This is a genomic window from Streptomyces sp. LUP47B (assembly GCF_001746295.1).
In the GTDB taxonomy this organism is placed as follows: Bacteria; Actinomycetota; Actinomycetes; order Streptomycetales; family Streptomycetaceae; genus Streptomyces.
The window spans coordinates 1-13031 of record NZ_MJAH01000023.1 but is presented as its reverse complement, the minus strand read 5'-3'; the positions used below and the strand labels follow the sequence as shown (position 1 = coordinate 13031).

The window sequence follows — 13031 nt, the reverse complement described above, 5'->3', positions numbered from 1 at the left end:
GGGCTCCGCCCCTACCTGCCAAGCGCCGCGGCAAGGAGAACAACGACGAACATCATCACGAGCACACCGGCCATGATCCGGTTCCGGGTCTTCGGGTCCACGCGTCGAGCCTAACCGGCCCCGCCCAGCGCCCAGCGGCCGACCACCTCATAGCGGGGCTGCTCCCCCGGCACTCCGGACTTCGGAAGGTTGCTCCGCACCAGCGCCAGCTCGTCGACGGTCCAGGTGCGGCTCGTGAATCCGTCCAGAACCGAGAGGTACGGCCGTACATCCACCGCCTCCCGGCTGCGGGCCACGGTCAGGTGGGCCTTGTACCGCCGGTGCTCCCCCATCTCCACCCCCGCCTTCCGTGCCGCCGCCTCCGCCCGCTCCGCCAGCAGCCGCAGCACCGGCAGATCACCGAAGGCCCCCGCCCACAACGCCCGCCCGTGCCCGAACTGCCCGCCCCCGCGCAGGGCCAGCGGGAAACACGGGGTCCGCCGAGCCGCCCGCTCCAGCCGCGCAGACAGTTCCGGTACGACGGCCTCGTCGACCTCGCCGTAGAAGGCGAGGGTGAAGTGCCAGCCGGCAGCGCCGGTCCAGCGCAGCTCGGACGCTCCGGGGAGCCGCCTCAACTCGGCGACCTTCAGCGCGAGTTCGTCGGACACGTCCTGCGGAGGCAGCACCGCGGCGAAGAGTCTCATGGAGATCAGCCTGTCACCATGAGGGCATGGAGATCAGCATCAGGGACGGCGGACCCGACGACATACCCGTGATCCTCGGCATGCTCGACAGCTGCGTGGAGTGGCTGGTCGCGCAGGGACGTCCCGGCCAGTGGGGGACCGAGCCGCTGTCCGGGAGCCCCAGGACTTTGGAGTCCGTCGCCCGGTACATCGACGAGGGCAGGGTGTTCATCGCCGAGGCCGACGGCGTCCCGGCCGCGACCCTCACGATCACCGACTCGCCCGGCGCCTATCTGGCTCATCTGCCGCCGCCCGGGGAGCCCGAGCGGTACATCCACTGGCTCGCCTCGGACCGCCGCTTCAAGGGCCACGGCGTGGGCAGCGCCCTGCTCGCGCACGCCGCCGAGGAGACCCGGCGCGCGGGTGTCGCCCTGCTGCGGGTGGACTGCTACGCGGGCGACGACCGCAAGCTGGTCGCCTACTACGAGGCCAACGGCTTCGCCCCGACGGAGACGTACACCGCCGGGGCGAACAACGACTGGCCGGGTCAGGTACTGGCCATGCGGGTGCTGCCGTAGAGCTCAGGCCGCGGCGGCCAACTGCTCCCGCGCCTCGCGCGGCACGAACCGGACGTGCGGGTGACCGTGGTTCCAGCCCACCGACAGGCGCAGGTTGCCGACCCTGGCCAGGACCAGGCCGATCGTGACGGCCGCCGCCGCGGCGATCGCGCCGCCCGACGCGAGGCCGGCGCGGACGCCGTACGCGTCGGTGATCCAGCCGGCGATCGGCGCGCCCACCGGCGATCCGCCCATGAACACCATCATGTACAGGGCCATCACGCGGCCGCGCATGGCCGGGTCGGTGCTCATCTGGATGCTGCTGTTGGCGGTGACGTTGACCGTCATGCCGAACATCCCGATCGGGGCCATGAGCAGGGCGAACAGCCACAGTGAGGGGGCCGTCGCAGCCACGATCTCCAGCGTGCCGAAGGCCACCGCGCCCGCCACCAGCACCCGCATCCGGGCGGTGCCGCGCCGGGCCGCGAGCAGGGCGCCGGCGAGGGAGCCGACGGCCATCAGCGTGTTGAAGAGGCTGTAGGAGCCGGCGCCCGCGTGGAAGACGTCGTCGGCGAAGGCGGACAGGTAGACGGGGAAGTTGAAGCCGAAGGTGGAGACGAACCCGGCCAGGACGATGGTCCAGATCAGCTCGGGGCGTCCGGCCACGTAGTGCAGGCCCTCCCGTAGCTGTCCCTTGGCGCGCGGGGCGCGCTCGACGACGTACAGCTCCCGCGCCCGCATCATCATCAGGCCGATGAGCGGGGCGACGAAGGACAGGCCGTTGGCGAGGAACGCCCAGCCGGTGCCGACGCCGGTGATCATGACGCCCGCGACCGCGGGGCCGACCAGACGGGCCGACTGGAAGTTCGCGGAGTTCAGGCTGACCGCGTTCTGCAGCTGGTCCGGGCCGACCATCTCGGAGACGAAGGACTGGCGGGCCGGGTTGTCGACGACGGTCGCGAGACCCACGACGAAGGCGGCGAGGTAGACGTGCCAGACCTGGACCTGGCCGCTCAGGGTGAGGGCGGCGAGCGCGACACCGGTGGCGCCCATCGCGGACTGCGTGAACAGCAGCGCGCGGCGCTTGGGCAGCCGGTCGACGAGGACACCGCCGTAGAGGCCGAAGAGCAGCATCGGCAGGAACTGCAGGGCCGTCGTCACGCCGACGGCGGTGGCGGAGCCGGTGAGGCTGAGCACCAGCCAGTCCTGGGCGATGCGCTGCATCCAGGTGCCGATGTTGGAGATGACCTGGCCGACGAAGAACAGGCGGTAGTTCCTGACCTTCAACGAGCTGAACATCGAGGACTTGCGGGGGTCGTGGGTGGTCGGTGCGGGGGCGGAGTGTGCTCCGGGTCCCGTACTCAAAGTGCGTTCGCCTCCTCTTTGTGGCTTACAGGTGTGCGAGTTTCTCCAGCACGGGGGCGGCGGCGCGCAGTTTCGCCCACTCGTCCTCGTCGAGGCCGTCGACCAGGGTGGCCAGGAAGGCGTTCCGTTTGGCGCGGCTCTCCGCGAGCATGGCCTCGGCCTGCTCGGTCTTCGTGACGACCTTCTGGCGCCGGTCATCGGGGTGCGGCTCCAGCCGGACCAGTCCCTTGGCCTCGAGGAGCGCCACGATGCGGGTCATCGACGGCGGCTGGACGTGCTCCTTGCGGGCGAGCTCGCCCGGGGTGGCCTTGCCGCAGAGGGAGAGGGTGCCCAGCACCGACATCTCGGTGGGGCTGAGTGACTCGTCGACCCGCTGGTGCTTGAGCCGACGGGACAGTCGCATCACGGCTGATCGCAGGGAGTTCACGGCGGCAACGTCGTCGCCATGGGTAAGATCCGGCATCTCTTTAGCGTAACTCATTACCCTCGCTAAACAAGCTCGCGCGCACGGGGATTCCCGTGACTCCGGCCACTGAAACCCGATCTTCACCCGTACGAGTGAGTCGACGGCGGAATGTGAACGCTGCTCGGCGTGGGCGGCGACCCTCGTCCTCATGGGGACCAGCGTGCTCAGCCTGCGGATAGACGGGGAGCTGCTCGAGCGGCTCCGCGACCATGCGGCCAAAAGGGGGATGAGCGTTCAGGACTATGTGATCCGAACGCTCATCCGGGACGACTTCGACGAGCGGTTCCAGACCGCCGTCGACGAGACCGAGAAGTTCTACGGGGTCACGTGAGGGCGGGTCACGTCAGGCCCAGCGCCGGCATCAGGTAGTAGAAGCCGAACACCGCGGCCACGACATACATCGGCACCGGGACCTCCCGGCCCCGTCCGGCCGCCAGCCGCAGCACCACGAAGGTGATGAAGCCCATGCCGATGCCGTTGGTGATCGAGTAGGTGAACGGCATCATCACCATGGTGATGAAGGCCGGGATCGCGATGGTGTGGTCGGCCCAGTCGATGTCCTTGACGTTCCCCGCCAGGATCAGGAAGCCGACCGCCAGCAGGGCCGGGGTCGCCGCCTGGGACGGGACCATCGTCGCGACCGGCGTGAGGAACAGCGCAAGGGTGAAGAGACCGCCGGTGACGAGGTTTGCGACACCGGTGCGGGCACCCTCGCCGACTCCCGCCGTCGACTCGACGAAGGCCGTCGTCGCCGACGAGGAGCTCGCGCCGCCCGCGGCGACCGCGAGACCGTCCACGAAGAGCACCTTGTTGATGCCGGGCATCTGCCCCTGGGCGTCGGTGAGCTTGGCCTCGTCGGAGACGCCCATGATCGTGCCCATCGCGTCGAAGAAGCACGACAGCAGGACCGTGAAGACGAAGAGGATGCCGGTCAGCACGCCGACCTTGTCGAAGCCGCCGAAGAGGCTGACCTTGCCGATCAGACCGAAGTCCGGGGAGGCGACCGGGTTGCCCGGCCACTTCGGGACCGTGAGCCCCCAGGACGGGACCTTGGCGACCGCCTCGATGATCATCGCCACGACGGTCATGGTGACGATCGAGATCAGGATCGCGCCGGAGACCTTGCGGACGATGAGCGCGAGGGTCAGCAGGGCGCCCAGGATGAACACCAGGACCGGCCAGCCGTTGAGGTGGCCGTCGGCGCCGAGCTGGAGCGGGACGGTGGTCTGCGCGACGTCGGGGATGCGGGAGACGAAGCCGGAGTCCACGAGCCCGATCAGCATGATGAACAGGCCGATACCGATGGAGATCGCCTTGCGCAGCCCGAAGGGCACCGCGTTCATCACCCGCTCGCGCAGACCGGTCGCGACGAGCAGCATCACGATGAAGCCCGCCAGGACCACCATGCCCATCGCGTCCGGCCAGGACATCCGGGGCGCGAGCTGGAGCGCTACGACCGAGTTCACACCGAGGCCCGCGGCCAGCGCGATCGGGACGTTGCCGATCACGCCCATGAGGAGCGTGGTGAAGGCCGCGGTCAGGGCGGTCGCGGTGACCAGCTGACCGTTGTCCAGCTGGTGGCCGTACATGTCCTTGGCGCTGCCGAGGATGATCGGGTTCAGCACGATGATGTAGGCCATCGCGAAGAACGTGGCGAAGCCGCCCCGGATCTCCCGGGGCAGACTGCTGCCCCTCTCGGAGATCTTGAAGTAGCGGTCGAGGGCGGTCGGCATTGGATGTTCCTACGAGCAGAAGTGGACAGACGCAAACTGTTTCAGTATGAACGTATAAGGCGGACCATGACCATCTCCGCGCGTAGATGTGATCGCCTCGTAAGCTGTCCCCATGGCCGGTTTTTTTTCGGGACCCATCAAGCACGAGGCGCCGGAGCCCCTGGAGGGCCCCGTGGTCGCCACCGTCACCGGTGGCACGATCATCTGGTTCGTGCTCTTCCTCGTGCAGCTTCCCTTCTACGGCTGGTTCGCGGATCACGACCACACCTGGTGGCTGTGGACCTGCCTGGCCGGGGGCGTGCTCGGGCTGTACGGCACCTGGTACGTGCGCAAACGGGACGCGGCGATCAGGGGGGCGGCCGGCACCGACTCCGCCGCCACCCCTGCTGCCGAGTGACGAGCGTCCCCTAGTACCACGGCATCACTCGCCCGTTCCTGTCTCCTCCCCAGGTCGGAACTTCCGGTCACTCGGCGGGTGAAGCCGCAAAACCGCACGTACCGTCGAGTGCATGACGCACACCAACGCGGGCGCCGAACTCGACCCTGTGCACCCGACGACACTGCGGGCACGGGCGGCGGGCGGACTCAGCGCCGCCGAGGTCGCCGAGCGGGTGACGCGGGGCCAGGTCAACGACGTGCCGGTGCGCAGCAGCCGGAGCCTGGCGGAGATCGTCCGGGCGAACGTCTTCACCCGGTTCAACGCGATCATCGGTGTGCTCTGGCTGGTCATGCTGTTCGTCGCGCCGTTCCAGGACAGCCTGTTCGGATACGTCATCCTCGCCAACACCGGGATCGGCATCATCCAGGAGTGGCGGGCGAAGAAGACCCTCGACTCCCTCGCGGTGATCGGCGAGGCCCGGCCGACGGTACGGCGGGACGGGACCGCGTCCCAGGTGAGCACCTCGGAGATCGTCCTCGACGATCTCATCGAGATCGGGCCGGGCGACAAGGCCGTGGTCGACGGGGTGATCGTCGAGGCCGACGGACTGGAGATCGACGAGTCACTGCTGACCGGCGAGGCCGACCCGGTGGTGAAAAGGCCCGGCGACCAGGTGATGTCCGGGAGCTTCGTGGTCGACGGCGGCGGCGCCTTCGAGGCGACCAAGGTCGGCCGCGAGGCATACGCCGCCCAGCTCGCCGAGGAGGCCTCCCGCTTCACCCTGGTCCACTCCGAGCTGCGTTCGGGCATCTCCACGATCCTCAAGTACGTGACGTGGATGATGGTCCCGACCGCGATCGGCCTGGTCATCAGCCAGCTGTTCGTGAAGGACCACGCCCTCAAGGACTCCATCGCCCGGACCGTCGGAGGGATCGTGCCGATGGTCCCGGAGGGGCTGGTCCTGCTGACCTCCGTCGCCTTCGCCATCGGCGTCATCCGGCTTGGCCGGAAACAGGCGCTCGTCCAGGAACTCCCGGCCATCGAGGGCCTCGCCCGCGTCGACACGGTCTGCCTCGACAAGACCGGCACGCTGACCGAGGGCGGCATGGACGTCACCGAGCTCAGGCCGCTGCAGGGGGCCGACGAGTCGTACGTACGAAAGGTCCTGGGCGCCCTCGGTGAGTCGGACCCGCGGCCGAACGACTCCCTCCAGGCGATCATCGACGCCTACCCGGACGTCGAGGAGTGGCGCTGCACCGAGTCGCTCCCCTTTTCCTCCGCCCGCAAGTACAGCGGTGCCTCCTTCAGCGAGGGCGACGGCGAGTCCAGTACGTGGCTGCTGGGGGCGCCGGACGTGCTCCTGCCGCCCGGTGACCCCGCCCTCGCCGACACCGGGCGGCTCAACGAACAGGGACTGCGGGTGCTGCTGCTGGCCCGGGCCTCCCGCGACCTCGACGATCCCGAGGTCGCCCGGGGAGCGCGGCCGACCGCCCTCGTCGTACTGGAACAGCGGCTGCGGCCGGACGCGGCCGACACCTTGCGGTACTTCGCCGACCAGAACGTCCGCGCCAAGGTCATCTCCGGCGACAACGCGGTCTCCGTCGGGGCGGTGGCGGCCAAGCTCGGGCTGAACGGCAGTGTGGTCGACGCACGTCAGCTGCCCGCCGAGCCGGAGGCGCTGGCGAAGGCGCTCGACGAGGGCACGGTGTTCGGGCGGGTCACCCCGCAGCAGAAGCGGGACATGGTGGGGGCGCTGCAGTCACGCGGACACACCGTCGCGATGACCGGTGACGGGGTCAACGACGTGCTCGCCCTGAAGGACGCCGACATCGGGGTGGCGATGGGCTCCGGGTCGGAGGCCACGCGGGCGGTCGCGCAGATCGTGCTGCTCGACAACAGTTTCGCGACGCTGCCGTCCGTCGTCGCAGAGGGACGACGGGTCATCGGCAACATCACCCGGGTCGCGACGCTGTTCCTGGTGAAGACCGTGTACTCGGTGCTGCTGGCGATCTTCGTGGTGTGCTGGCAGGTCGAGTACCCCTTCCTGCCGCGGCACCTGACCCTGCTCTCGACGCTGACGATCGGCGTTCCGGCCTTCTTCCTGGCCCTCGCGCCCAACAAGGAACGCGCGCGACCGCACTTCGTGCGGCGGGTGATGCGGTACTCGGTCCCGGGCGGGGTGGTGGCGGCGATCGCGACCTTCGTGACGTACCTGATCGCCCGTCACCACTACACGGGCACCGGTGCGTTGGACGCGGAGACCAGCGCGGCGACCCTGACCCTGTTCCTGATCTCGATGTGGGTGCTGGCGATCATCGCCCGCCCGTACACCTGGTGGCGGCTCGCGCTGGTGGCGGCGATGGGTCTCGGGTTCGTCCTGGTCCTGATGGTGCCGTGGCTGCAGGACTTCTTCGCGCTGAAGCTGGTGGGGATGACGATGCCGTGGATCGCGGTCGGCATCTCGGTGGTGGCGGCGGCCACCCTGGAACTCCTGTGGAGGTGGGTGGACCGCCGCGTTCCCGCTTGAGTCCTACTGGACGTCGACGTAGTCGCCCGTCGCGCTCGCGCCCGGCGTCGTCGTCGTGCCCGCGAAGCTGTAGCGGTAGTAGCCGTCGACCGTCGCCGTGGTCGTCGTCTTCAGGGTGCCCGTCGACGTCGTCTTGATGGTCTTGAGCGTCGTGTAGGTGCTGCTGCCCTTCTTGCGGAACTGCAGCTTCACCGGCTGGGTCGAGTAGCCCGCGTACGTGTTGCTGTCCCAGTTGGCGCGGGCGAGCTTGCCCGTGACGGTGATCGTCTTGCCCTTCTTCACCGGCTCCGGGGAGGCGTTGACGGTGAGGGTGGACCTGCGCTGGAGGTGCGTGGTGCCGAGGTCGCCCTGCCAGGTGACACCGTCTCCGGTCTCGGTGGCCGCGACGGCTCCCAGCTTCCAGGTGCCCGCCTCGCTGCTGAACAGGTCGAGGTCCTCATCGGAGGACTTCGGCCGGAACTGGATCTTGGCCGTGCACTTCAGGACCGTGGAGGAGGAGACCGTGCACGTGCCGGCGTCGTCACCGCCGAGAAGATCGTCGGAGTTCGGGCCGACGGTGGCGCCACGGTAGAGGACCGGCGCGGTTCCGAGCGTGTTCGGGTCCAGGCTCGCGGGCTTGGTCACGGTGTAGGTCGCCGAGACCGTGACCGTCGCCGTCGAGCCGACCACGATGTTCTTGCCGCTGTTCACCTTGAGCTGGGAGAAGGTGACCGCGGGCCCGGCCGGGGCCGCCTGGGCGGCCGGCACGGCGAGGGCGGAGAGTGCCACGGCGCCGGAGGCGGCGAGGACGAGGGCGCGTATGCGCATGTGCGTTCCCCATGAGGAGAGAAGGATCTCGGAGTCTGATGACTCAGTCCGTAGATCCGCGACTCACGCGACTGGTTGTACGCGTGGGGCGTGATTTTGTCGGCACATGCGCAACGCTTTACTTCCGGCCGACTTACTTGACGTCGACGAAGTCACCCGCGGCGTTTACCGCCGGGGTGGTGGAGGTGCCCGCGAAGCTCCAGCGGAAGAAGCCGTCGACCGTGGCCTTGAGCGTGGTCTTCAGGTCGCCCTTGGTGTTGGTCTTGACGGTCTTCACGGTGGTGTAGGTGTTGGAGTCCTTCTTGCGGAACTGCAGCTTCACCGGCTGGGTCGAGTAGCCGGCGTACTTACGGGTCTCCCAGTTGGCCCGCGTCAGCTTGCCGGTGACCGTGATGGTCTTGCCCTTCTTCACCGGCTCGGGGGCGGCGTTGGCCGTGAGCTTGGAGAGGCGCTGGACCTTGTGGGTGCCGTAGGAGTCGTTCCAGTAGTCGCTGCCGGCCTCGTCGGCGGCGATCGCGGCGGCCGTCACGTGCCAGGTACCGGCCAGCGTGTTCATGTACAGCTCACGGCCGACGTCGACCGTGATGGTGAGCTTGCAGTTCGAGGTCGTGGCGCTGACTGCGGTGCAGGTGGCGTTCTGCTCGTTCGGGGCGAACACGCCGTCGTGGTGGGCCAGGTCCTTGCCGTGCCACAAGTCGATGTACGCGTCCTGGATACCGGCGGAGTGACTGGCGGTCAGCGACACGGCGAACGTCTTGACGCCCGTCGTACCGAACACGATGCTCTTGCCGCCGTTGATCTTCACGTCGGAGACGACCGGCAGTTCGTCGTCGGCGGCGGCGCTCATCGCGGCTCTGGAGACGCCGAAACGCTCCGCGGCCGTGGGTTTGTGCAGGCCCCCGCCGCCGGCCTGCGCGGCCGGGACGGCGAGGGCGGAGAGGACGAGGCCGCCGGAGACGGCGGCCACGATGGTGCGGATACGCATGCGTTCCCCCAGGACTGGTCGTGGAGCCTGGCGGCTCGTGGGGTCAGATGCGAGACCGGGCTGAACCGTTGCAGCAGACCGGCCTGATTTTCTACGAGCCGTCAGTCCCGGGCGTCATACCTTCGGCCACATGGTCTTGCCCGCGGCGAGTGCGCCCTTGCCGTCGCCGGCGTACAGGCGCAGGTCGCCCGCGGTCGTCACGCCGGCGAGATCGCCCTTGCCGTCGCCGTCGAAGTCGCCGCCGAGGACGACGCGCATGCCGCCCCAGGTCTTGTCGGACCACATCGAGCGGGCCTTGTCGAAGGTGCCGTCGGCCTTGCCCGGGTAGAGGTGCAGCGCTCCGTCGGCGGCGACGGCGGCGATGTCGTCGCGTCCGTCACCGGTGAAGTCGGCCGTGGCGATGAGCTTCTTCTTCCACGTCTTGTCCGGCCACATGGACTTCTTCTGGTTGACGAGGTTGCCGGCCGCGTCCCGCTTGTAGGTGTAGAGGGAGCCGTCGGGCCACTGGAGCAGGAGGGTGTCGCGTCCGGCGGTCCCGGTCCGCAGAGCGGCGACCGGCAGGCCGTCCTTCCACATGGCATCGCTCCAGAGCGAGCGGTGCTCCCAGAGCGAAGTCTGGAAGCGCCCCCAGATGACGCGCTGCTTTGCCAGGGTGAGGTCCCCGTCCTTCTCGACGGCGACGACTTCGAGGCCCTTCGAGTCCGCCAGGAAGTCACCCGCGATCAGCTGCCGCTGGGTGGAGCGGCCCAGGGCGCCAAGCCCGCTGCCGAACTGCAACGTGCCGTCGGGGCGACCGTGGAAGAACTGCGCGGAGCCGTTCGTCATGAGCGCCGCGATGTCCGTACGGCCGTCACCATCGAAGTCAGCCGCGGTGAGGGCGTTGGTGAGCTGCTTCTGGCGGCTCGTCAGCCGGACCTGCTGGACCCAGTCCGCGATGTCGTCGACACGGGTGGCAACGGCACCGGTGCGGGTCTCCGACGAGTTGAGGCAACCGCCGTCCCAGGAGGCGCTGACGACGCCGATGACCTGGCCGGATCCGTTGAGCACGGGCCCGCCCGCGTCGCCCTTGCACAGGGCCGCCCCGGCAGCGGCGGGCGAGACGGAGAGGGTCGTCGGGTTCACGAGGTCCACGGCGAAGGTGCTGACGTGGGCTCGTTCAGGGGTCCACGCCAGCTTGGTCCGGCCGAAGCCGACCGCTCTGAGCGGGTCGCCCTGGGCCGGTGCGGCGTCGCTGACCTGCGCGGACGCGATGCCGGGGAAGGGGCCGCCCAGCGCGTCGTCGGCGGACACCGGGTTGAAGCGCGCCAAGACCAGGTCACGACCGGCGTAGGGGACGATTTCCTGGACCTTCTGGGTGCGCTGCGCAGCGGCTGTCGGCTTGTTGCCGTCGGCGGTCACCACGGCGGGAAGGGGCGGTACGCCCTTGGCGAGCGTGGTCGCCTGCTGGGGATCGGGGGCGAAGCAGCTGGCGGCGGTGAGGACCCACTGGGGGTCGACCAGAGTGCCGGAGCAGGCGCGTTCGTTGTCGGTGCCACCGGCGACATGGACCTTGACCGTGTACTGGTCGCTGTCGTCCGCGAGCTGGTCGCCTACGACGGACTGGGCCGGGGCCGCGGCGAGCAGACCGGTCGTCAGACCGGCGGCCGCGAGCCCGGCGGCCCACATCATGCGCGTTCCGCGCGGACGGGCGTCTTTCACGTTTCCCTCGAATCCCGGGGTCTTGTTGGCTGTGGGGCGCATGGGCACGGCGGTCAGCCCGTGACCCGGAGCTCGACGAGCACCGAGGGGGCGCCTCCGGCCGCCTCGCCGACGGACTCGAACCCTCCTTGGGGCACGGCGACCGTGGTGGTCTTGCCCGCCGCGGTCAGGTCGGCGCTGATCGGGTGGTCCGCGGCTTCCACGGCGAAGACCTGGGGAAGCTCGAGGGTGAGGCGGCCGCTCTTGCCTGGCGCCGTGAAGCAGTAGGTGCCTGCCCGGCCCACGGAGTCGTCCCTGCGGGTCAGGACCCGAATCTGCTGGGCGGCCCCGTCGCAGTCGGCCAGCAGTATGCGCCCGTCGCCCTTCTTCAGCTTGATTCCTTTTTCTGCCAGGATTTGGTCGGCTCCGGGATAACCGTAGTCCTCGACCGCGAAGGGCGGATTCGAATCCGCCTGGGATGGTGGCGGGTCATCGGCGGAAGCCACAGAAATACCGGCGAGCGTGGCGCACGCGGCCACGATTCCGGAGGCAACGAGATTTCGGGCACGAAAAGGCACCGAGAATTCCCTTCAAAAAATACGCATGACTGGGCCGCAGCCGTCCACGGCTGCTGGATACACCCTGATCAGCCGGTCACGCACAAGCGCACCGGGCCCCCGTTTACCCCCTGAAGATGCAAGTCCGGATGAAGCCTCAGCTGGTCAGGCCGGGCATGTCCGAAGCAAAGTCGGAGCACAGCATATGCATAGGCAGGGTCAACGTCAATACGCATACAATAAATCCGCATTGCCCCATATGACCGAACCCAAAAAATCCTTCCTCCCGCTTCATGAAAGGGGAGTTATGCTTACCCGTCGACCATTCGGCGACTCACATTTCGGGGGTCGTCGCCGATTACAGACAGGTACCCAGTGAATCGAAGAACTGACCAGTTCGATGCCACCGGAATATCAAAACGCCTGATACACAGGACTGTGCTGGGTGTGCTGCCCATGGCGATCGCCATGGGCCTGCTCGGCGCCGCTCCGGTGGCAGCCGCCGACTCCCCCGCCGACGACGGCGGCACGGCGAGCGGCGCGTACACGGATCGCGGCCGGGTGCTGCAGCTGTGGAAGGCGGGCGGGCCCGGCCTGCGGGCCGCCGCGGAGGTCGCCCTGACCGGTGGCGACGACGACATCCGGCACTTCCTGAACGACGTCGCGACCGAGACGGCGTACCAGGACGACCGCGTGCAGACCGCGCAGATCGCGGGCCTCGGCGGACGCGGTCTCCAGGAGGCCGCCCGCAAGGCGCTGAGTGGCAGCCAGGGGGACCTGGACACCTTCCTGAAGGACGGCTGGAAGGCACCGCTGGAACAGGACCAGCGCGTCCGCATCGCCCAGATCATCGACGCGGGCGGGCCCGGCGTGCAGGAGGCCGGCCGCGCCGCGCTGGCCGGCACGCCTGACGACATGGCCGACTTCCTCAACGACGGCCAGTACACGGAGCGCGAGCAGGACGAGCGGGTTCAGCTCGTGCAGATCGTCAGCACGGGCGGAGCCAACGTCCGGGCCGCCGGCCGGGTAGCCCTGGAGGGCACCGCCGCGGACATCCGCGAGTTCCTGCAGGTCGGCCAGTACGTGGCCCGGTCACGGGACCAGGAACGCGCCACCATCGCCCAGCTCGCCGCTCAGGCGAAGGAGGCCGGACGGCAGGCGCGTGCGGAGACGGAGGCGGCCAAGGACGCCTCCGCGCGGGCCGTCGCGGCCTCGGCGCTGGCCAAGGAGGCCGCACAGAAGGCCGCGGCCGAGACAGAGGCCGCCCGCAAGGACTCGGTCCGGGCCGCGTCCGCCGCGTCCCGCGCGGCGACCGC

At 69.1% G+C, this 13031-nt stretch carries 13 protein-coding genes; 5 read left to right on the top strand and 8 right to left on the bottom strand.

Annotated features, from left to right (window positions below):
• Nucleotides 1-110: 110 nt before the first annotated feature.
• Nucleotides 111-683, bottom strand: a complete 573-nt coding sequence (gene thpR / locus BFN33_RS43585) for an RNA 2',3'-cyclic phosphodiesterase (protein ID WP_069765771.1) — start codon at nucleotides 681-683, stop codon at nucleotides 111-113.
• Between the two features lie 26 nt (nucleotides 684-709).
• Here thpR and BFN33_RS43580 point away from each other — a divergent pair, with 26 nt between their 5' ends.
• Nucleotides 710-1240, top strand: a complete 531-nt coding sequence (locus tag BFN33_RS43580) for a GNAT family N-acetyltransferase (protein WP_069765770.1) — start codon at nucleotides 710-712, stop codon at nucleotides 1238-1240.
• Between the two features lie 3 nt (nucleotides 1241-1243).
• Here BFN33_RS43580 and BFN33_RS43575 read toward each other — a convergent pair whose 3' ends face one another.
• On the bottom strand, nucleotides 1244-2584 hold the full coding sequence (locus tag BFN33_RS43575) for an MFS transporter (protein ID WP_370743375.1): 1341 nt from the start codon (nucleotides 2582-2584) through the stop codon (nucleotides 1244-1246).
• A gap of 25 nt (nucleotides 2585-2609) precedes the next feature.
• Nucleotides 2610-3047, bottom strand: coding sequence for a MarR family winged helix-turn-helix transcriptional regulator (locus BFN33_RS43570; protein ID WP_069765768.1), 438 nt, complete (start codon nucleotides 3045-3047; stop codon nucleotides 2610-2612).
• Between the two features lie 151 nt (nucleotides 3048-3198).
• Between BFN33_RS43570 and BFN33_RS43565 the strand changes: the two genes are divergently transcribed.
• Nucleotides 3199-3381 (top strand): hypothetical protein, encoded by a 183-nt coding sequence (locus BFN33_RS43565; RefSeq protein ID WP_030317890.1) that lies wholly within the window; start codon nucleotides 3199-3201, stop codon nucleotides 3379-3381.
• A gap of 7 nt (nucleotides 3382-3388) precedes the next feature.
• On the opposite strand, the gene BFN33_RS43560 is transcribed toward BFN33_RS43565, so the two are convergent.
• Nucleotides 3389-4783 carry an NCS2 family permease gene (locus BFN33_RS43560; protein ID WP_069765767.1) on the bottom strand — a complete coding sequence of 465 codons (1395 nt, stop codon included), beginning with the start codon at nucleotides 4781-4783 and terminating at the stop codon, nucleotides 3389-3391.
• Between the two features lie 112 nt (nucleotides 4784-4895).
• Between BFN33_RS43560 and BFN33_RS43555 the strand changes: the two genes are divergently transcribed.
• Both BFN33_RS43555 and BFN33_RS43550 read left to right on the top strand, forming a co-directional pair.
• The gene (locus BFN33_RS43555) at nucleotides 4896-5180 is read left to right on the top strand and encodes a DUF2530 domain-containing protein (RefSeq protein WP_069765766.1); all 285 of its coding nucleotides are present in this window, start codon (nucleotides 4896-4898) and stop codon (nucleotides 5178-5180) included.
• 112 nt (nucleotides 5181-5292) lie between these two features.
• Nucleotides 5293-7689 carry a cation-translocating P-type ATPase gene (locus tag BFN33_RS43550; RefSeq protein ID WP_069765765.1) on the top strand — a complete coding sequence of 799 codons (2397 nt, stop codon included), beginning with the start codon at nucleotides 5293-5295 and terminating at the stop codon, nucleotides 7687-7689.
• 3 nt (nucleotides 7690-7692) lie between these two features.
• Here BFN33_RS43550 and BFN33_RS43545 read toward each other — a convergent pair whose 3' ends face one another.
• The 4 genes from BFN33_RS43545 to BFN33_RS54935 all read right to left on the bottom strand — a co-directional run bounded on the left by BFN33_RS43545 (nucleotide 7693) and on the right by BFN33_RS54935 (nucleotide 11664).
• The gene (locus tag BFN33_RS43545) at nucleotides 7693-8496 is read right to left on the bottom strand and encodes a hypothetical protein (protein ID WP_069765764.1); all 804 of its coding nucleotides are present in this window, start codon (nucleotides 8494-8496) and stop codon (nucleotides 7693-7695) included.
• 133 nt (nucleotides 8497-8629) lie between these two features.
• A complete protein-coding gene (locus BFN33_RS43540) occupies nucleotides 8630-9481 on the bottom strand; it encodes a DUF5707 domain-containing protein (protein ID WP_069765763.1) in 852 nt (283 codons plus the stop codon).
• A 114-nt stretch (nucleotides 9482-9595) separates the two neighbouring features.
• Nucleotides 9596-11221 carry a trypsin-like serine protease gene (locus BFN33_RS43535; RefSeq protein ID WP_079141326.1) on the bottom strand — a complete coding sequence of 542 codons (1626 nt, stop codon included), beginning with the start codon at nucleotides 11219-11221 and terminating at the stop codon, nucleotides 9596-9598.
• Nucleotides 11222-11232: 11 nt separating this feature from the next.
• Nucleotides 11233-11664, bottom strand: a complete 432-nt coding sequence (locus tag BFN33_RS54935) for a hypothetical protein (RefSeq protein ID WP_256123032.1) — start codon at nucleotides 11662-11664, stop codon at nucleotides 11233-11235.
• A 507-nt stretch (nucleotides 11665-12171) separates the two neighbouring features.
• On the opposite strand from BFN33_RS54935, the gene BFN33_RS43525 reads away from it, so the two are divergent.
• On the top strand, nucleotides 12172-13031 hold an 860-nt coding region (locus BFN33_RS43525; protein ID WP_256123031.1), incomplete at its 3' end, for an ALF repeat-containing protein.